The 19,665-nt window shown below is 69.4% G+C and carries 17 protein-coding genes; 11 read left to right on the top strand and 6 right to left on the bottom strand.

Features of this window, described 5'->3' with window-relative positions:
• Positions 1-96: 96 nt before the first annotated feature.
• Complete coding sequence (locus tag ACLKM7_RS17770; protein ID WP_436448627.1) at positions 97-1,596, bottom strand: alpha/beta hydrolase; 1,500 nt, start codon at positions 1,594-1,596, stop codon at positions 97-99.
• A 411-nt stretch (positions 1,597-2,007) separates the two neighbouring features.
• Here ACLKM7_RS17770 and ACLKM7_RS17775 point away from each other — a divergent pair, with 411 nt between their 5' ends.
• The gene (locus ACLKM7_RS17775) at positions 2,008-4,212 is read left to right on the top strand and encodes an alpha/beta hydrolase-fold protein (protein WP_436448628.1); all 2,205 of its coding nucleotides are present in this window, start codon (positions 2,008-2,010) and stop codon (positions 4,210-4,212) included.
• Between the two features lie 54 nt (positions 4,213-4,266).
• On the opposite strand, the gene ACLKM7_RS17780 is transcribed toward ACLKM7_RS17775, so the two are convergent.
• Entirely contained in the window at positions 4,267-4,827 is a 561-nt protein-coding gene (locus ACLKM7_RS17780) for a pyridoxine/pyridoxamine 5'-phosphate oxidase (RefSeq protein ID WP_436448629.1), read from the bottom strand.
• Between the two features lie 132 nt (positions 4,828-4,959).
• Between ACLKM7_RS17780 and ACLKM7_RS17785 the strand changes: the two genes are divergently transcribed.
• The 5 genes from ACLKM7_RS17785 to rocD all read left to right on the top strand — a co-directional run bounded on the left by ACLKM7_RS17785 (position 4,960) and on the right by rocD (position 8,913).
• Positions 4,960-5,394, top strand: coding sequence for a hypothetical protein (locus ACLKM7_RS17785; RefSeq protein WP_436448630.1), 435 nt, complete (start codon positions 4,960-4,962; stop codon positions 5,392-5,394).
• Positions 5,394-5,609, top strand: a complete 216-nt coding sequence (locus ACLKM7_RS17790; protein WP_436448631.1) for a helix-turn-helix transcriptional regulator — start codon at positions 5,394-5,396, stop codon at positions 5,607-5,609. The genes ACLKM7_RS17785 and ACLKM7_RS17790 overlap by 1 nt, the downstream gene beginning before the upstream one ends.
• Position 5,610: 1 nt before the next feature.
• On the top strand, positions 5,611-6,630 hold the full coding sequence (locus tag ACLKM7_RS17795) for an NAD(P)-dependent alcohol dehydrogenase (RefSeq protein WP_436448632.1): 1,020 nt from the start codon (positions 5,611-5,613) through the stop codon (positions 6,628-6,630).
• A gap of 161 nt (positions 6,631-6,791) precedes the next feature.
• Complete coding sequence (ddaH, locus tag ACLKM7_RS17800) at positions 6,792-7,676, top strand: dimethylargininase (RefSeq protein ID WP_436448633.1); 885 nt, start codon at positions 6,792-6,794, stop codon at positions 7,674-7,676.
• A 10-nt stretch (positions 7,677-7,686) separates the two neighbouring features.
• Positions 7,687-8,913, top strand: a complete 1,227-nt coding sequence (gene rocD, locus ACLKM7_RS17805; RefSeq protein ID WP_436448634.1) for an ornithine--oxo-acid transaminase — start codon at positions 7,687-7,689, stop codon at positions 8,911-8,913.
• A gap of 43 nt (positions 8,914-8,956) precedes the next feature.
• Here the strand turns inward: rocD and ACLKM7_RS17810 are convergent, their stop codons facing one another.
• Both ACLKM7_RS17810 and ACLKM7_RS17815 read right to left on the bottom strand, forming a co-directional pair.
• Positions 8,957-9,649: a FadR/GntR family transcriptional regulator gene (locus ACLKM7_RS17810; protein WP_436448635.1), complete on the bottom strand. Its 693-nt coding sequence runs from the start codon at positions 9,647-9,649 to the stop codon at positions 8,957-8,959.
• 95 nt (positions 9,650-9,744) lie between these two features.
• Entirely contained in the window at positions 9,745-11,490 is a 1,746-nt protein-coding gene (locus tag ACLKM7_RS17815) for a molybdopterin-dependent oxidoreductase (protein WP_436448636.1), read from the bottom strand.
• Positions 11,491-11,639: 149 nt separating this feature from the next.
• On the opposite strand from ACLKM7_RS17815, the gene ACLKM7_RS17820 reads away from it, so the two are divergent.
• From ACLKM7_RS17820 to ACLKM7_RS17835, 4 genes are all read left to right on the top strand, one after another.
• Positions 11,640-13,334: a circularly permuted type 2 ATP-grasp protein gene (locus ACLKM7_RS17820; RefSeq protein ID WP_436448637.1), complete on the top strand. Its 1,695-nt coding sequence runs from the start codon at positions 11,640-11,642 to the stop codon at positions 13,332-13,334.
• Complete coding sequence (locus ACLKM7_RS17825; RefSeq protein WP_168911803.1) at positions 13,328-14,260, top strand: alpha-E domain-containing protein; 933 nt, start codon at positions 13,328-13,330, stop codon at positions 14,258-14,260. Before ACLKM7_RS17820 ends, ACLKM7_RS17825 begins: the two co-directional genes overlap by 7 nt.
• Positions 14,257-15,102, top strand: a complete 846-nt coding sequence (locus ACLKM7_RS17830; protein WP_436448638.1) for a transglutaminase family protein — start codon at positions 14,257-14,259, stop codon at positions 15,100-15,102. The genes ACLKM7_RS17825 and ACLKM7_RS17830 overlap by 4 nt, the downstream gene beginning before the upstream one ends.
• Positions 15,103-15,259: 157 nt before the next feature.
• The gene (locus ACLKM7_RS17835) at positions 15,260-15,406 is read left to right on the top strand and encodes a hypothetical protein (RefSeq protein ID WP_168911801.1); all 147 of its coding nucleotides are present in this window, start codon (positions 15,260-15,262) and stop codon (positions 15,404-15,406) included.
• A 13-nt stretch (positions 15,407-15,419) separates the two neighbouring features.
• Here ACLKM7_RS17835 and ACLKM7_RS17840 read toward each other — a convergent pair whose 3' ends face one another.
• The gene (locus tag ACLKM7_RS17840; RefSeq protein ID WP_436448639.1) at positions 15,420-16,421 is read right to left on the bottom strand and encodes a LacI family DNA-binding transcriptional regulator; all 1,002 of its coding nucleotides are present in this window, start codon (positions 16,419-16,421) and stop codon (positions 15,420-15,422) included.
• Between the two features lie 158 nt (positions 16,422-16,579).
• Here ACLKM7_RS17840 and ACLKM7_RS17845 point away from each other — a divergent pair, with 158 nt between their 5' ends.
• Positions 16,580-17,974 carry a glycoside hydrolase family 5 protein gene (locus ACLKM7_RS17845; protein WP_436448640.1) on the top strand — a complete coding sequence of 465 codons (1,395 nt, stop codon included), beginning with the start codon at positions 16,580-16,582 and terminating at the stop codon, positions 17,972-17,974.
• A 39-nt stretch (positions 17,975-18,013) separates the two neighbouring features.
• Here the strand turns inward: ACLKM7_RS17845 and ACLKM7_RS17850 are convergent, their stop codons facing one another.
• Positions 18,014-19,663 carry an MGH1-like glycoside hydrolase domain-containing protein gene (locus tag ACLKM7_RS17850; RefSeq protein WP_436448641.1) on the bottom strand — a complete coding sequence of 550 codons (1,650 nt, stop codon included), beginning with the start codon at positions 19,661-19,663 and terminating at the stop codon, positions 18,014-18,016.
• Positions 19,664-19,665 lie beyond the last annotated feature (2 nt).

The following is a 19,665-nucleotide window of genomic DNA, read 5'->3' on the forward strand; positions in this document are numbered from 1 at the left end:
GATCCGACTCATGCGTCGGATCGAGGCATCCGTCATTTCCTGCCCACCCGAAGAGGGCTGTCGGAACGCGTCCTCGCAGCCCCCTTCAGCGGGAGGTCACTCCAGCCAGTGGCTCAGGTTGGACGTGATCTGGGCGGCCAGCGCTGTGAGCCCGGTCGCCTGCTCCGCGGTCACCTTGCCGGCTGCCTGGAACTCGCTCACCTGCGTGACGTAGCCATCCAGCACCTCGAGGGCACCGGTGCTGTCTCCCTTGACGACGAGCTTCAGCGCCTGCTCGAGCTTGACCGTGAGGGCGTTCTTGTTGCCCCCGTTCAGGCCCGTCGCCGCGACGTTGGCCTTCAGCTGCCCGATCTCGTCCTGGATGAACGCCTCGGGGTGCCAGAGATAGTCACGTGCCCAGATCGAGAACAGCTGGTTCCAGGCGTTGAAGTCGTGCGCACCGGCGACCGTCGTGTTCTCGATGAACCCGACGTTGTCGAGGTTCGCCACCGTGTTCGGGTTGGGAAGACCGAAGTCCCAAGCGCCGCCGCCGAAGTGGATGTACGGGTAGAGCAGGTCCGGCGTCGAAGCGGGGACGCTCGCGCCGCCGCTCCAGGGGCCGTAGTACCCGAACTGGTCGGCATCGTCTCGGATCAGGTTCTGGGTCACGGCGGAACCGGCCGACAGGCCCGCGAAGGCCCGGTCGATCGCGTCGGTCGAGACGTTGTAGTTGGCCTCGACGAACGGGATCACGACGTTGCGCAGGTTGGGGTACGCGTCGCCGAGGACAGCCTGGCTCCCGACCGGTCCGAGGGAGTTCGTGTTCGTGGTGATGACGACCGCGGGCTCGGTGGTTCCGTCATCGAGCAGGTTGTCCATGATGACCGGGACGTTGCCCATGTTCATCCAGTCGGACTGGTCCTGACCGCCCCCGTGCTGCATGTAGATCGTCCGGTACGGCTCAGCGCGGTCGGGGTCGTAGTCCGGCGGCAGGTACACCCCGATGGTGCGCGGGATGGTGCCGCCCAGCGGGGGCAGACCCGGGACCTCGACGTAGCTCCACGCGCCCTTCGCGGAGTCCTCACGGGGAAGCTCGATCTGGCGCGCGGCGAGGGGCTCGAAGTTCTGCTTCTCGGCGTCGTAAGGCACGAACACCTTGTTGAACGCACGCCGTGCCGTGCCGGTGATCCCGTCCGGCGCGAAGATCGGCGAGTTCGCCGGGTCGGCGACCCAGTTGTTCGTGTTGTTGTCGACGTAGAACCAGTACTGGTTCGCGCCGGCCGCGAGCGGCACGTCGATCTCCCAGTAGCCGTTCCCGACGTTGGTCATCTGGACGTCGTAGCCGCCGCCGCCGCGCATGAGGCCGGGCTGATACTGCGACGGCTGGTAGACCGTCGGGTCCGTCAGGTCGGCCCAGTTGCGCAGCAGGATGTCGGCGACGAAGCGCACGCTCGTCGCGTCGGGGTTGTAGTACACGAAGTGCCCCGTGTAGCCCGTCGGCGAGCTCGGGTCCGCGTAGACGGTCGGCCCCGGTGTCGGATCCGCGGCCTGGGCGGTCAGCGGCACGGTGCCGAGCACCATGACCGCAGCCAGCCCGAGAGCCGTGAAGGGCTTCACGAGCTGATGGCGCCGACGGGCGACGACCGCACCCGGGGCCTCCCCAGTGTGATTACTCCGTTGGAAAACGCTCATTGCTGTTCCTCCTTGAATAGCCGTCGTGCGCCTCGACGCGGGCTCCGACGTCGCCAGGCTAGCCACGGTTTACGACGTTGTAAAGAGAATGTTTACGACGTTGTAAATCGGTGCGCATCCGGACGGCTGAGTCCGGACGGTGTGGAGTGACAACGTTGCATATTGCCTCTTGACCGCTCGTCCAGACCTTGCCAGAGTGTCGGCGTACGGCAATTTACGACGTTGTAAATGAAGGTGGTGCCGCAACGTCGTGAATCGTCTTCCACCTCTCCGGCCCGCGGGCGATCGATCGCTCGTCGAGCCGGTCTACTCACACGAGACGAGGAATCGATGGTTATGACATCCGAGATCCGGCGTACGCGCCGGTTCGGGAGAACGCGAGGACCGGTCGCCCTGCTGACGGCCGCGCTTCTGGCGCTCGCAGGCCTCACGGCAGCAGCGCCCGCCGCCGCGGCCGACCCCTGGATCGCGGTTCAGGACGACGGATACCTCCGCATCGCGGTGCCCAACGCCGCGGTCGAGACCGCAGTGGGTCCGGTGTCGCAGGTGGTCGTCGAGGGCAACTTCGGTCCGTCCCACAACTGGGCCCAGATCGGCCTGCAGCGCAGCGGGGCCAACTGGACGGCCACATACGGGCCCTTCGAGCCCGGCCTGTACTACTACCAGGTCACGGGCGACGACAGCAAGGTCCTCAAGGACACGAGCAACCCGACCAGCGTCGGTTCGGAGCCGGAGTGGAGCACCTTCTTCATCCCGGGCGAATCGGCGGCTCTGCTGGCGGATGCCCCGGAAGCGGCGGGCAGCATCGAGACGCTCACCTACGACAGCACCGTCGCGGGCGAGCAGCGTGAGGCGCTCGTGTGGGTGCCCCCGACGCACGCCGACCGGGGCAAGAAGCTGCCGGTCCTCTACCTGCAGCACGGCGGTGGTCAGGGCCATCGCGACTGGGTCGACGTGGGCCGCGCCGAGCAGATCCTCGACAACCTGTGGCTGTCGGGGCAGATCCAGGACATGCTCGTCGTGATGGGCAACGGCAACGTGCCGGACTTCACCACCGAGCTGCTCGAGAACATCGTTCCCGCGGTCGAGAGCACCTACAACGTGTCGCCATCGAAGAACCACCGCGCGCTCGCCGGCCTGTCGATGGGCGGCGGTCAGTCGTTCGCAGTGCTTCGCGATCACCCGGGCGAGTTCGAGTCCGTCGGGATCTTCGGTTCCGGAAGCATGTTCGAGCAGATCGGCGACCTGGACGCCAAGACGGTGTCCCGGATCAACGACCGCACCGACCTGGTCCGCATCTACGTCGGCAACAAGACGGACTCCGCGTACAACCGTGTCTTCGACTCGCTGCAGAAGTTCGACGCCGCGGGACTCGAGTACCAGTTCGACGGCGTCAATCCGGATGCCGGGCACAACTGGAACGCGTGGCAGGAGAACCTCATCGACTTCGCTCCGCGGCTGTTCACGGACGCCCCGTCGGACCCCGCGATGAGCGAGGGGCACACGGCCCTCACCGAGCGGTTCGAGCCTCCGGCGCCGGGCACCACGCCCACCCCGTGGCTCAGCGAGGACGGATTCGTCACCTTCGAGACCACGACCGACTTCGCGGATGCCGAGTACGTCTCGGTGTGGGCGAACTGGGCTCCGGGCGGAAGCTGGCTGCGTGTGGAGATGAACAAGGTCGGCGACCGTTGGCGCGCGACCGTCGGACCGCTCGAGGAGAAGTTCTACCACTACCGGCTCATCGTCGATCGCCAGTCGGTGAAGGACACGTCCAACCCCACCAAGGTGACGTCCGAGCCCGCGTGGAGCACGTTCCTCGTCCCGGGTGAGGGATCACGGCTGCTCGCGGACGTTCCCGAAGGCCAGGGCGGCGATCTCGAGGTCATGACGTACCAGAGCACGGTGGCCGGTCAGGAGCGCAGCGCCTACGTGTGGACCCCGCCGGGGTACGACCCCGAGCGTGCCGAGCCCTACCCGGTGTTCGTGCTCAACCACGGCGGCGGGCAGAGCTGGACCGACTGGGTCGAGGTCGGGCGCGCGCGTCAGATCCTCGACAACCTGTCGATCGACGGCGCGATCGAGCCGATGGTCGTCGTGATGCCGAACGGCAACGTCAGCAACTACCCGAGGGAGCTGCTCGAGAACGTCATCCCCGTGACGGAGGAGCGCTACAACATCAGCAGCGATCCCCTCGATCGGGCGCTCGCGGGCCTGTCAGCCGGTGGTGCGCGCACGGTCTCGGTCCTGAAGGCGCACCCCGGTGAGTTCGCATGGATCGGCACCTTTGCAGCGGGCTTCGGCGGCACGGCTGGTGTGGATGCCGCGGCCATCAACGCCGGAACCGAGTTGTACCGGCTCTACACGGGTGACATCACCGACTTCACCTACGGTTCGGTGATCAACTCCCTGCCGGTGCTGGATCAGCTGGGCATCGAGTACGAGTTCAACGGCGTGACCGTCGGACCGCACGGATGGGATGTGTGGCAGCAGAACCTGATCGACTTCGCCCCGCGCCTGTTCCAGGACGGCGCCGAGTAGGAGATCACGCGACGGCGCACCGGCGCTCCCGTGGGGGAGCGCCGGTGCGTCGTTTCAGGCCTGAGGTCGTACGATCTTCCATCCGTCGCCTGCGCGGTCATAGGCGAGCCGCAGGTGGCGACGGTCGGGGGAGCCCTGCCAGAACTCGATGTGGTCGGGCACGACGCGCCACAGCACCCACTCGCCGTCGGGCAGGGTCGCGCGCACCTCGGCGGGGCGGCGCGCAAGATCTGCAGCGCTCTCTTCCGGCTCGGCTTCGACGACGGCGCCTCGTACGCGGACGGCGCGCATCTGCGGCTGCCACCAGAACGACAGCGCCGCGGCGGGAGCGGCTGCGAGCTGCTGTCCCTTTTCGCTCGAGCGCTCCGAGGCGAAGGCCCAGCCTTCCGGGCCGACGTCCTTGAGAATGAGCACCCGGGCGTCCGGCATCCCGTTCGCGTCCACCGTCGCGACCGTCATGGCGAGAGGCTCGGCGATACCCGCGTCCAGCGCGATCGAGAGCCACTGCAGGAAGAGCTCTTCCGGCGTGGGTGGCAGCTCGGCGAGGTCGAGCGGTGGAGGGGAGCCGACCAGCGAGGGAACGGCACGGAGCATCGCAGCGGTGTCGGAGGTCATGCGGCCATCGTTCCACGCTCCGGGAGCCGGCACCGGGCTGACGGCATCCGGGCGTGTAAAAAATTCTTGACACAACGCGCAACGGCGGGATATCGTCCGTGTCAAGAATCTTTTACTCGAAAGGTCAGGCCGATGGTCTATGAAGAGCGCAACCTGTGGTCGAGCCTGATCGCGACGTTCATCGCGATGACGGCGTACGTGGTCGTCGTGCTGCAGCAGGCGGGTGGCGGTCCGCTCACCGAGGTCGACTGGGTGCCGATCATGCTGTGGACGATCGGCGGGAGCATCGTCGGCGCCATCGTCCTGAGCATCGTGTGGGGCATGCTCGCCGGCCTCAAGAATCCCGACGAGGTGGGCAAGTCGGATCAGCGCGATCGTGACATCTCGCACATGTCGACGCGGGTCGGCCAAGCGTTCATGGTGATCGCCGGGCTCGGAGTCCTCGTGCTGTGCGCCTTCGAGGCGGACTGGTTCTGGATCGCCAACACGATGTTCTTCGGCTTCGCCGTCTCCTTCGCCGTGGGCGGCATCGCCAGCGTGATCGCCTACCGGCGAGGCCTCGTCTGATGGTCAAGCCCACGCGCGTGACCAATTCCATCCGGTCGCTGAGGGAGTCCGCCGGGCTCACGCAGGCCGATCTCGCGGGGCGCATCGGCGTCACGCGCCAGACCCTCATCGCGATCGAGCAGGGCAAGTACTCGCCCACGCTCGAGCTCGCCTTCCAGATCTCCCGCGTCTTCGGGGCCGGCCTCGACGACGTCTTCCAGTACCCGGAGGAATGACATGACCGCACACGCTCAGACCGAGACCCGCACGATGCCCGCGTGGCGCCAGGACCGTTACGGCGAGCCCGACGCCGTCGTGTTCGAAGAGGCTGCCGTGCCCACCCCGGGCCGGGACGAGGTGCTGCTGCGCCCGCGCGTCACGGCCCTCAACAACGGCGACGTGCGGGTGATGCGGGGCGAGCCCCGGCTCGTGCGTGCGGCGTTCGGGCTGCGCCGTCCGAAGCAGCCGGTGCGCGGGATGGATGTCGCCGCCACCGTCGTCGCGATCGGTGACGGAGTCACGGGGTTCGCGGTCGGCGACGAGGTCTTCACGGAGCTCCCCGGTGGCGGCGGGCTGGCGCGCTTCGCACTCGCTCCGGCGAAGCGCCTCGCGCGGCGGCCGGCCGACCTCGCCCCGGAGCTCGCGGCGACGCTTCCGATCGCCGGCGGCACGGCGTGGCAGGCGCTCGACCTGGCCGGCGTCGGCGGGTCCACTCGACGTGTGCTCGTGATCGGCGCCTCGGGCGGTGTGGGCACCTTCGCCGTGCAGCTCGCCGCCTTGCGCGGAGCAGAGGTGTGGGCGCTGTGCGGTGACCGCAACCGTGCGCTCGTCGAGGGGCTCGGCGCCACCCGCTCGTTCGACTACCGGCAGGTGCAGCCCGGCTCGCCGGAGCTTGCGCCGGGCTCGTTCGACGCTGTCATCGACATCGCAGGAACAGCGCCGCTGCGCACCCTCCAGAACCTCGTACGGGATGGCGGCACGGTCGCGCTGGTCGCGGGAGAGGGTGGTCGCATCCTCGGGCCGATGGGCCGGATCCTCCGGGCGGCGCTGATGTCGATCGGCTCGCGGCGGCCTTTGCGCGCGTTCGTGGCGGCGACCGATACCGGCGTGCTGACGCAGCTCGCCGCGCACGTCGTGGCCGGCCGCGTCCGTCCGGTCATCGAGCGGACATTCCCGTTCGACCAGGCACGCGCCGCCCTCGCGCACGTCGCCGCCGGCCACACGGCGGGCAAGGTGGTGGTGACCGCGGCCGACTGAGCCGAGGCATCCGGCGCGCGCATTCCCAGGAGGTGCACAGGCATCGTGAGAGAATGAGTGCGGCGTGCCCGAATCGCACCCTTCCCCGCAGCGCATGAGCGGCGGGTCGAAGGGCCGCCGGGCCTCTGGACAGCGTCCGCCGCACGTTCGCAAGGAGACAGATGTCCACCCACGACACCGCGCCCGGCGCCTCGACCACCACCGCCACCGGAGCGGCGCGGATCCAGCAGCACCGCCGCTACCTCATGTGCCGTCCCGAGCACTTCACGGTGAGCTACACGATCAATCCGTGGATGGAGCCGGCGAACCCGACCGACACCGCGCTCGCGGTGCAGCAGTGGCAGAAGCTGTACGACACCTACATCGAGCTGGGCCACGAAGTGCACCTGATCGACCCGATCGAGGGTCTGCCCGACATGGTCTACACCGCCAACGGCGGGTTCGTCATCGACAACGTCGCGTACGGCGCCAAGTTCCGGTTCCAGGAGCGCGTGCCCGAGGGCCCCGCCTTCATGGAGTGGTTCCGGGCGAACGGGTTCGAGGTCGCCGAGCCGGTCGAGGTGAACGAGGGGGAGGGCGACTTCCTGCTCGTCGGCGACACGATCCTCGCCGGCACCGGGTTCCGCTCCACCGGTGACAGCCACCGCGAGCTCGCAGATGTCTTCGGCAAGGAGGTCGTGAGCCTCAACCTGGTCGATCCGCGCTTCTACCACCTCGACACCGCCATCTCCGTCCTCGACCCCGTCGAGGGCCCAGGCGGCGTGGAGCGTGCGAACATCGCCTACCTGCCGGGCGCGTTCGACGAGCGCAGCCAGGCGATCCTCGCCGAGCGCTACCCCGACGCCATCCGCGTAGCCGACGCCGACGGGGCCGTCTTCGGCCTCAACTCGGCCAGCGACGGCCTCAACGTGATCATCTCGCCGCGCGCGAAGGGCTTCGAGGCCCAGCTGCGTGAGCGCGGCTACAACCCCGTGCTGGTCGACCTGTCCGAGCTGCTGCTCGGCGGCGGCGGCATCAAGTGCTGCACCCTCGAGCTGCGGCGCTGACAGGAGCATCATGACCCCCTCGCACGCCACCCTCGACACCGCGATGATCCGCATCATCGCCGGCGAAGAAGAGCACGTCGCACACAACTACCACCCGCTTCCCGTCGTGATCTCACGCGGCGAGGGCGCGTGGGTGACGGATGTCGAGGGCAAGCGGTACCTCGATCTGCTGTCGGCCTACTCCGCGCTCAACTTCGGACACGGGCATCCGGCTCTCCTCGCCGCCGCGCAAGAGCAGCTGAACCGACTGACACTCACCAGCCGCGCATACCACAACGACCGGCTCGGCCCCTTCGCCGCCGCGCTCGCCGCGCTGTGCGGCAAGGAGCTCGTGCTGCCCATGAACACCGGCGCCGAGGCGGTCGAGACCGCTATCAAGGTCGCGCGGGCGTGGGGCTACCGCGTGAAGGGGATCACTCCGGATGCCGCGGCCATCGTCGTCGCGCACGGCAACTTCCACGGCCGCACGACGACGATCGTCGGATTCAGCGACGACCCTGATGCGCGTGGCGACTTCGGCCCGTTCGCGCCGGGCTTCGTCGGCGTGCCTTTCGGCGATGCCGCCGCGATCGAAGCGGCGATCACGCCCGAGACCGCCGCCGTCCTCATCGAGCCCATCCAGGGCGAGGCCGGCGTCGTGCTGCCTCCCGAGGGGTATCTCCGCGCCGTCCGCGAGATCTGCACCGCTCACAACGTCCTGATGATCGCCGACGAGATCCAGTCCGGGCTCGGCCGCGTGGGCGAGACCTTCGCGTGCGACCGCGAGGGCGTGGTGCCCGACGTGTATCTGCTCGGCAAGGCGCTGGGCGGCGGCATCCTTCCCCTCTCCGCCGTCGTCGCCGACCGCGACGTGCTCGGTGTCATCCGGCCCGGCGAGCACGGGTCGACGTTCGGCGGCAACCCGCTGGCGGCGGCCGTCGGCCTGCGCGTGGTCGAGATGCTGCAGAGCGGCGAGTTCCAGGGTCGTGCGAAGCTCCTCGGCGAGCACCTCGAGTCCAAGCTCGGCGAGCTCGTCGGCCACGGCGTGACCGCCGTGCGCGTGGCGGGGCTGTGGGCAGGCGTCGACATCGACCCGGTCATCGGCACGGGGCGCGAAGTCGCGGAGCGGCTCATCGCGCGCGGCGTCCTCGTTAAGGACACGCACGGGCAGACGATCCGCATCGCGCCGCCGCTGGTGGTGCGGGCGACCGAGCTCGACTGGGCCGTCGAGCAGCTGCGCGTGGTGCTCGCGGGCTGACACACCAGCAGACTTGTCCGTCGGTCCGGAACGGTGCTGCCGTTCAGGAAGGCTTCGAGGCCGAGGCCATGCCCCCCGCCACCTCGAAGTGACGCCGCATCGCCAGGCGGGCGGCATCCGGATCATGCGCTGCGATCGCATCGACGATCTCGGCATGGGCGCGATCGAACGCCTCCCCGGTGCTTCCGGGCGAGACCGACAATCGGCGCGTACGCATGTCCTGCTGGAGGGATCGCCGCAGTCCCTCCTGCAGCAGTTCCAGGATGGGGTTGTCGATGATCCGCAGCAGCCGGCGGTGGAAGTCCGCATCGGCCGCGTGGACCATGGCCAGATCTCCGAGGGCCTCGCCGGTCACCATGCGATCGACAGAGTCGCGCAGCCCGGCGATCTGCTGGTCGGTGGCCCGGCGTGCGGCCGTCTCGGCCACCGCTGCCTCGATCAGCTCGCGGGAGTCGGCGACGTGCGCGTCGGTGAGATATCCGAGCGAATGCGCGATCCCGAAGTACGTCCGCACGAAGCCGAAGGAAGGCGTCTCGAGGTACGTCCCGCGCCCTTGCGTGCGGTGGAGGAACCCGAGACGCTCCAGCACCGCGAGCTGCTCGCGCAGCGTCCCGCGGCTCATGCCGAGGGCGTCGCCCAGCTCACGTTCGGGTGGCAGGCGTCGCCTGCCGGTCTCCTCGTCGATGATCGAATGATCGAGCAGACGCGCGACGAGCGTCTCGAGCGGATCAGGCACAGTTCCTCCCCACGAGGCCAGGGGGCAGGCCCTCCCCAGGAACTGAACCCCACCCGCATCGTACACCGCCGACTTTTGCCTGGTCAGACCAAATCTCAGAACACCTCGACGTGCCTTTCGTGCCAACCGGTCGCGCCGTCCGGAGCGGGTGATGCGCGCGTCGGAGTCTGTCGCTCGCCGTCCTTGCCGGTGGCACGGCAGCGGATCAGATGCGCCCCCGCTTCGGCCGTCCACGGCATGCTCCACTGCACCCACGTGTCATCCGAGATGGCGCTGGCCAGCGTCGCCTCCTGCCACGGTCCGTCGTCCACCTGCACCTCGACTCCGGCGACCCCGATCCCTTGGTGCCACGCGACACCCGCGATCACCGTCTCGCCGGCGCTCAGACCCTGGGCCTTGCGGGGAACGTCGATGCGCGACTGCAGCTTGATCGGCCCGCGTTCGGACCACCCGCGATCGGTCCAGTACGCCCGCGCGCGGTCGAAGCGGGTGACCTCGAGCTCGACCACCCATTTGGTGGCCGACACGTACCCGTAGAGGCCGGGAACCACCATGCGCGCCGGGAAGCCGTGCTCCAGCGGCAGCGGTTCGCCGTTCATCCCGACCGCGAGGACCGCATCACGGGCGTCGGTGAGCGCCTCGAGGGGAGTGGATGCCGTGAACCCGTCGATCGACCGCGACAGCACCATGTCGGCGTCCGCGTCGGGCCGCGCCCGCGCGAGGAGCTCGCGCACGGGATAGCCGAGCCACAGCGCGCTGCCGATGAGCGTGCCGCCGACCTCGTTCGACACGCACGCGAGGGTCGTCCAGCTCTCCTGCAGCGGAAGCGCGAGCAGCTCGTCCCACGTGAGCTCGAACTCTTCGGCGACCATGCCGTGCACGCGCAGCCGCCAGTCCGCAGGATCGACCTCGGGCACGATGAGTGCGGTGTCGATGCGGTAGAACCGGTCGTTCGGGGTCACCACGCGCGCCAGTCCGGGGATCCCCAGCTCGGCCGCCGGCGGGACGGGGGACGCCTCGGTCGCCGCGGCCGGCAGCCGCAGCGCTCTCCGCGCCGCGGTCACTCCGGCCGATGCGGTGCTCCGGATGCCGCCGACCGCCGCCGCGAGGATACCGGCCACAGCGGCGGCTCCCGCCCATGCGAAGAACGCGCGACGGCTCGGCCGCGATCTCGGATCCGCTGCCGCGGCCCCGGGTTCGGACGCGCCGCCTGTGGCCTCGGCGGAGCGGGGTGTCGTGGCATCCGTCCGCTCCCGCGGATCCGATTCCGAGGCAGGGCCCGTGTCGGCGGCGTCCGAGGTGACGCCGGTGGTCGTGACGCCGGTGGTCGTGACGGTGGCGGAGGTCGTGGTCGCGGTGCGTTGCAGCGATCGGATGAGCAGCCACAGCGTCGTCGCGGCGACGGCACCCGCCACGGCGGCCGGGGCCCACGCGAGCGGGCCGGCGGCGGGTCGCGTGGCCGCGATGACCGCCCCGCCGACGCCGAGGCCGGCGGCGACGATGACGCCCCACGGGGGCGTCCGCGCCTGCAGCCACCCGGCCAGTGCCGCCACGCCCAGCATGACGATGGCGATGCCCACCACGAGCGCGATCTTGTCGGCGGTGCCGAACAGCGCGATCGCGGCATCCTTCGCCCACGTCGGTGCGATGTCGATCAGGGCCGAGCCGATGGCAGCGACAGGACTGGATGCCGGAGCCAGAAGTCCGGCCGCCAGCTCACCGATCCCCGCCCCGAGCACGACAGCGGCCACCCCCGCGACCCACGTCAGGGGTGCCGCGATGCCGGACGAGGCCCGTGACGAGCGCTCGGCAGGAGCTCGTCGTCGCGCTGAGACGGTCACAGGTAGAGGCTACGCGCGCGCGGCGTCCGTGGCGGCGGCTACCGATGACGAAACGGTGACGCTCGGAGTGAGGAGTGATGCGCCCGGCGTCCGTCCGGCCATCGATGCCGGAAATCCCCCCGCAACACACCCCGCATTAGGCTCGTCGCATGGGTGATCTGTTCGACGGCTACGGCTCCACGCTGGCGCCGCGCAAGACCCCGTCGGGCATCCCCGCGTTCGACGAGATGTTCGGGGCGCCGGCCCATCCCGGCGCGGCGGCGGAATCGCGTGCCGCCTATCGGGAGCTCTATCAGGCCCTCGCGCAGATGACGCAGGAGGAGCTTCGGGGTCGCACCGATTCGCTCGCCAGCTCGTACCTGGCCCAGGGAGTCACGTTCGACTTCGCCGGCGAGGAACGACCCTTCCCGCTGGACGCCGTGCCCCGCGTGATCGCGTACGACGAGTGGTCGCGCATCGAGGCCGGCGTCAAGCAGCGGGTGCGCGCACTCGAGGCATTCCTCGACGACGCGTACGGGCGCCAGCACTGCGTGCGCGACGAGGTGCTGCCGGCCCGGTTGATCTCGAGTTCGCAGTACTTCTACCGTCAGGCCGCCGGCATCCAGTCCGCCAACGGCGTGCGCATCCAGGTCTCGGGCATCGACCTGATCCGCGACGAGCACGGTGAGATGCGCGTGCTCGAAGACAACGTGCGCGTGCCGTCGGGCGTGAGCTACGTCATCTCGAACCGTCGCGTCATGGCGCAGACCCTCCCCGAGCTGTTCGTGTCGATGCGCGTGCGGCCGGTCGGCGACTACCCCAACAAGCTGCTCGCCGCGCTGCGTGCTTCGGCGCCGGCCGGCATCGAAGACCCCAACGTGGTGGTGCTGACGCCCGGCGTCTACAACTCCGCCTACTTCGAGCACACGCTGCTGGCCCGCCTCATGGGCGTCGAGCTCGTCGAGGGCCGCGACCTGCTGTGCGTCGGCGGCAAGGTGTTCATGCGCACGACCCGCGGCCCGAAGCGGGTCGATGTGATCTACCGCCGGGTCGATGACGAGTTCCTCGATCCGCTGCAGTTCCGCGCCGATTCGATGCTCGGGGCGCCGGGGCTCATGCTGGCGGCCCGTCTGGGCAACGTCACCATCGCCAACGCGGTCGGCAACGGCGTGGCCGACGACAAGCTGCTCTACACCTACGTGCCCGAGCTGATCCGCTATTACCTGGCCGAGGAGCCGATCCTCAAGAACGTCGACACGTGGCGGCTCGAAGACCCCGGTGCGCTCGAAGAGGTGCTCGACCGCCTCGACGAGCTCGTGGTCAAGCCTGTGGACGGCTCGGGTGGCAAGGGGCTGGTGGTGGGGCCGGATGCCTCGCCCGCAGAACTCGAGAGGCTCCGCCAGCGACTGCTCGCGGATCCGCGCGGCTGGATCGCGCAGCCGGTGGTCATGCTGTCGACGATCCCGACCCTCGTCGAGGACGGCATGCGACCGCGGCACGCCGACCTGCGCCCGTTCGCCGTCAACGACGGCGAGGACGTGTGGGTGCTTCCCGGCGGGCTGACCCGCGTCGCACTTCCCGAGGGGCAGCTGGTGGTCAACTCCAGCCAGGGCGGCGGCTCGAAGGACACGTGGGTCATCGGCGGATCCGCACCCGCACACGTCGAATACGGGCAGGGTCAGGGCGTGTCGGGGCTGGTCGCCGACCAGGCCGCGACCGTGACCGCCGCCATCCCGATCGTCTACGACGCCCAGTCCGAGCCGACGCACTCGCCCCACGACAGGCCGCGCACGCCGGTCGAGCAGGCCGAGCAGCAGCAGCAAGCACAGCGTTCGCCCCGAGCCGCCGAGGACACCTCATGTTGAGCCGCATCGCGGAGTCCCTGTTCTGGATCGGGCGCTACATCGAGCGCAGCGACGGCACCGCCCGCATCCTCGACGTGCACCTGCAGCTGCTGCTCGAAGACCCGTGGATCGACGAGGACACCGCGTGCCGGTCGCTGCTGAGCGTCATGGGCTCGCTGCCGCCCGAGGGCGTCGACCAGGTGCGCCGCGAAGACGTGCTTTCGCGACTGGCCGTGGACCGGATGAACCCGTCGAGCATCGCGTACGCCCTCACGGCAGCGCGAGAGAATGCCCGCCGGGCACGCGAGATCGTCTCGACCGAGCTGTGGGAGACCCTCAACACCACGAACGCCCGGATGCCACGGCGCCTGCAGAACGACCGCGTGCACGAGTTCTTCCAATGGGTGCGTGAGCGGGCGGCGCTCGCGGTCGGCATCGTGGACTCGTCGACGAGTCGTGACGAAGCGTGGCAGTTCTTCACGCTCGGACGCAGCATCGAGCGCGCCGACATGACAGCCCGTCTGCTGGCGACGCGATCCCTGACCGAGGTGTCCGGCCCCTCCTGGACGACCATCCTGCGGTCTTGCGGCGCGTACGAGGCGTATCTGCGGACGTACCGCGGCATGCCGAGCGCACGCAACGCGGCGGAGTTCCTGCTGCTGGACCGGCTGTTCCCGCGCTCGATCATCTACTCGATCCAGCGCGCCGAAGAGTGCATGAGCGCGATCGATCCGCGCGCCGACCGGGTGGGCCACTCCAACACCGTGCTGCGCGCGCTCGGGCAGATCCGCAACGACCTCGAGTACCGGCCGATCTCCGAGATCCTCAACGAGCTTCCCCAGCACATGCAGCGCGTGCAGACCGTCACCCGCGAGGCATCGGAGGCGATCCGCGGCCGCTTTTTCCCGACGCAGGCCGAGCCCAGCTGGATCGGAGAGATCTCATGAAACGCCTCCGTATCGAGCATCAGACGGGGTTCTCGTACCAGGGCGACGCGACCGCGTCGTACAACGAGGCGCGGATGCTCCCGGTCTCGACCGACAGCCAGTTCGTGCTCAACGCCTCACTCGACATCGAGCCGTCGACGTCGGTCAACCAGTACGTCGACTACTTCGGCACCCGTGTCTCCGCCTTCGACGTGCTCTCGCCCCACTCCGCGCTCACGATCACGGCGCGGTCCCTGGTCGAGGTGAGGCCGCGGCCCCTCGAGCACATCGACCTGTCGTGGGACGCCCTCGCCCGCGAGGCGAGGCGCTCGATCGAGACCGTCGAGCAGCTGACGCAGACCGGCCGCACCCGCCCGCATCCCGAGGTCGCAGAACTCGCGCGTGCGATCGCCTCCCAGCACGACCGGCCCGGCCCGGCCGCCCACGCGATCGCGGTGGCCGTCGGCGACGCCGTCGAGTACATGCACGGCATCACCGGCGTGCACTCCACGGCGAGCGAGGCATGGGAGGCGCGCAAGGGCGTGTGTCAGGACATCGCCCACATCACTCTCGGCGCCCTGCGGGAGGTCGGCATCCCGGCCCGTTACGTCTCGGGATACCTCCACCCGCGTCCGTCGGCAGAGGTCGGCGTCGCGGTCACCGGCGAGTCGCACGCGTGGGTCGAATGGTTCGCGGGGGAGTGGCAGGGCTTCGACCCGACGAACAACATCGAGATCGGCGACCGGCACGTCCTGGTCGGCCGCGGCCGCGACTACAGCGATGTGCCGCCGCTGCGCGGGGTGTACGCCGGCCCGTTCAAGAGCAGCCTCCACGTGAAGGTCACGATCACGCGCGAGGCCTGACTGCCGATTCCGAAATCGGACAATCCGCCCATTCCCGGATCGTCCGCGGTATGAGCATCCGGAAAGAACGCACATCTCCGGTTCTCGGATGGCCGCGCGGCGAGACGGGGCGACCGTCCATCTGTCGCGGATGACGCGATCGATCTACGGTGGGGTCATGGACGAGCGCCGAGCCGAAGACCAGCCTGTCGAGGCCGACAACCCGACCGGCGGCGACGAGACGACCGAGGATCAGCTCGAGGCCGACAATCCGGTCGAGGAAGACACCCTCAAGACGCTGGACCCCGACAGCCCGCCCGCCTGAACGGGCACCGGCGTCACGCGCGCGGTGCCGCCGTCGAGCGGCGCACCTCCAGTCGCGGCTGGAAGACCACGTCGTGCTCGGGCGTCGAGCCCTCGATGAGCGACCGCATCCGTCCCCACGCCAGCGCGCCGAGAACCTCGTGCGGTACGGACGCCGTCGTGAGCGAGGGCGACATGAAACGGGCGAAGGGGATGTCGTCGAATCCGGTGACCGACATGTCGTCGGGCACGCTGACGCCCCGCTCGACGAGCCCGTGGACCAGGCCGACTGCGACGAGGTCGTTGAACGCGAGGGCGGCGGTGGCGCGGGTGCGCAGCAGCGCGCCGACGGCCGCGAGTCCGTGCTCGCTCCCGGCTCCGCCGGGAACACGCTCGACGGTGACGCCCTTCACCGACTCCTGGAAGTCGGCGAGGCCACGCAGCCGCTTCTCGTTGGCGACCCCGGCCGGGCCTTCGACGTAGGCGAGACGGCGGTGCCCGAGCGAGTACAGGTGCCGGGCGAGCGCCTCGAAACCGCCACGGGAGTCGACCGACAGAGTAGGAGCGGTGACCGACGAGCTCGAGCGGTTCATCAGCACGACGGGACCGAGCGTCTCGGTGGCGCGCACGAGCGCGTCTTCGGCCATGCGCGGCGCGCACAGCACCAGTGCATCGCACCGGCGGCGGATCTCGGCCGCGAGAAGCGGCTCGTCGTCGGCCGACTCGGCGGAGTCGGCGACCAGCACGCGATAGCCCTCCTCGCCGGCAGCCTTGCTCAGCCCGGACAGCACTGCCTGGAACGAGGGGTTGGCGAGGTCGGGCACCAGGAAGCCGATGGCGTTCGTCTGACCGAGTGCGAAGCTGCGCGCCAGATGGTTCGGCGAGTAGTCGAGTTCGCGAGCGGATGCCCGCACGCGCTCTGCGATCTTGGGCTCGCCCAGGAAGCGGTCGTTCATGACCCGCGACACGGTGGCAGGCGAGACGCCGGCGTGCTGCGCGACCTCGGCGATCGTCGTCGCCCTGGTGCGTCTGACCACGCGTGCCCCTTTCCCGTCGCGGACGATTCCGCTCGCCGCATCCGCGTCCCCATCCTATGGGTGCGAAACCGCTTTCAGCCGTAATCACGACGAAGTTGACGTGAGGTCGCGTCCAATCCCTAGCCATCGGAGAAAGCGATTTCTTGTATCGTGAGTCCATGACCGATCTCGACTTCCTCGCCGTCCGCGGAACCTCGCTGGCAGATGCGGCCGGCCCGATCCGGCTGACCGGCGTCGGCCTCGGGGGCTGGATGAACATGGAGAACTTCATCACCGGGTATCCCGGCAACGAAGAGGCGATCCGGCGGCTGATGCGGGATCGCATGGGGCGCGAGGCGTACGACGCCTTCTTCGAAGCGTTCATGACGGATTTCTTCGGCGAAGCGGATGCTGCGCACCTGGCCTCGCTCGGACTCAACAGCGTGCGCATCCCGTTCAACTACCGGCACTTCGAGGACGACGCCGCGCCGTTCGAGCTCAAGGAGGAGGGCTTCGCGCGTCTGGACCGCGTCGTGAGCCTGCTCGCACGCCACGGCATCTACTCGATCCTCGACCTGCACGCACTGCCTGGCCGGCAGAACCAGCACTGGCACAGCGACAACCCGACGCACGTCGCGGAGTTCTGGAACCAGCGGCACTTCCAGGATCGCGTGGTGCACCTGTGGGAGGCGCTCGCCGACCGGTTCAAGGACCGGCCCGAGGTCGCCGGCTACAACCCGATCAACGAGCCGAGCGACCCGACCGGCGAGGTGCTGCCCGCCTTCTACGAGCGGCTCGAGCGGGCGATCCGTGCCGTCGATCCTCGGCACGTGCTGTTCCTCGACGGCAACAAGTACTCGACCGACTTCTCGTTCCTCGACGCACGGGCCGAGCCGATGGAGAACACGGTCTACACCGCCCACGACTACGCGTTGCCGGGCATAACGAGTGCGACCGCGTATCCCGGTGTCACGCGCGGAGAATATTTCGATCGCACCGTGGTGGAGCAGACCTTCCTGCGCCGCACCGAGTACATGCGGCGCACCGGGACGCCGATCTGGATCGGCGAGTTCGGGCCGGTGTACTCCGCCGATCGGTCACAGGATCCATGGCGACTGCGCCTGCTGCAGGACCAGCTCGAGATCTACCGAGAGCACGGCGCCAGCTGGGCGCTGTGGACCTACAAGGACATCGGATTGCAGGGGCTCATGACGATCTCGCCCGAGAGTCCCTACCTCGGTCTCATCGGCGACCTCGTCGAGAAGAAGCAGCGTCTCGGCGTGGATTCGTGGGGTGGATCGGATGCCGGCATCCGAGAGGTGATCGACCCCATCGACGCGCTCTTCGACCGCGAGTTTCCCGGGTACTCCCCGTACCCGTGGGGCCGGCAGCCGCACATCGCCGTGCTGGTGCGGCACATCCTGCTGGCCGAGCCGCTGGCCGAGCAGTTCGCCGATCGGTTCCGCGGCATCGATCCCGTGCGGGCGCGCGAGCTTGCGGCATCCTTCCGCTTCGACGCGTGCGAGGAGCGAGCCGGGCTGTCGGAGGTGCTCCGTGCGCATCTGCGCGAGTGAGGGCGGGTCTCTGCGACCCTCGTCGTCGCGGGGCTCGGTTCAGTACTGCGGCGGGGTGAATCCGGGCGATACACGCTCGACGAGTCGACCCGAGTCCAGGACCGCCGCGTCGTTGGGCCCGGGCGAGAGGGCCAGGTTCGCGGCATCCGTCCGCAGGTCGCCCGCCACCGCTGCGGGCGACAGCCCCACCACTCTCGTGAGGGCGCCGGCGGAGTCGGCCACCACTCGCCAGCCTCGCGGGAACTCCAGCCACACGTCCCCGTCGCGGTATACGCAGACGGTGGTGTCATCCGCCGCGAGCTCGTAGCGGATGCCGCGGACCACGCGCGCCGCCGCCACCGCGAGTGCCGACTGCCCGTGCTCGAGCCGCGTCGGCGCGAGGCCGCTGAACCACACCTCGCCGTCGGGACGGGGGAGGATGCCGCAGTCGCGCTCGAGGGCGTCGAGCAGCCAGAGCATCGCCGGGGAGTACTTCTCGGTGTATCCCGCATCGCCCGACCACGGGTCGAGGCACTGCGGAAAGCGGTCGTGCTCCGCGACGGCGCCGAGCACACTGCGGTGCACGAGGGCGAGCTCGGCGACACGGTCGTGGGCTTCGAACGCGTGCGCGGCGCGCACGAGCGTGAGGAAGTTCACCGGCCCAGCCCACGAGTTGCGCGTATGGTCGCCGTCGAAGCGAGGATCGTCCATGGCGATCGAGGTGAATCCGGCCTGCGACAGGAAGCGGCGGGTGTTCATCAGGTGGCGCTCGAGAGCCTGTGCGAAAATGCTGTCGTCGCCGATCTCGCACGCGAGCACCCGCAGCAGCACATCGGAGTTCAGCCGCAGGTGCGACCCGTCGGGCAGCCGGTCGTAGAAGAGTCCGTCGGACTCGTCGAAGCACTGCGCGAACAGGGCGGTCCGGGATGCCTCGGCCTTCGCGTGCCACGGCTCGGAACCCTCGCCGAGCTCTGTCGCGATCAGCGCCAGGTACGACCGCTGCGCCGCGACGTTCGCCGTCAGATCGGGGGCGACGAACGGCAGGCGGGGCACCTCGGCGTCGTAGCGAGCCGCGTCGCCCTCGAAGCAGCGGTCGGGAATGTGCCAGAAGCGGGGAGAAAGGTCGTGCCCTGTATCGAAGGTGCAGAACGCCTCGACGGCGCCGGTGCGCCGGGTGTCGCGGTGCTCGGCGAGCCACGCGTCGTTGCGCGCCATCGCCCCGTACATGCGGGCGAGATAGTCGCGGTCGGGTTCCCCATCGGCCGCAGTCAGCAGGTAGTGGTTCCAGACGCCGCGCGCCAACGGCGTGACGGTCTGGATCTGCGAGTACGCCGGGCCGGTGTCGGTCACCTTGTACGGCAGCAGGCCGTCGGTGCGCTGATGTTCGGCGAAGAGCAGATGGGTCGTGCGCGTGACCGAAGGCGCGAACCGGTCGAGCAGCTCCGCGCTGATGGTGGCGGTGCTCTCGAGCCATGCGCCGTGGTAGACGCCACCCTCGTGCAGCGCCGGGGCGCCGAGCATCGGGTGCACGCAGTCGGCCAGCTCTGTGAGGGCGCGATGCCAGCGCTCCTCCAGACCGCCGCCGATCGCCGCGAACGCGACGCCCCGCCGCTCGAGATCATCGTGCAGCGGATGCCCGGCGGCGATGCCCGCCCGCGAGAGCGGGTCGCTCGCGCGCAGCCGGGCGAGCGCGTCGTCGATCGCGGTCATGT

The organism is Microbacterium sp. I2, assembly GCF_051364985.1.
Classification (GTDB): Bacteria; Actinomycetota; Actinomycetes; order Actinomycetales; family Microbacteriaceae; genus Microbacterium.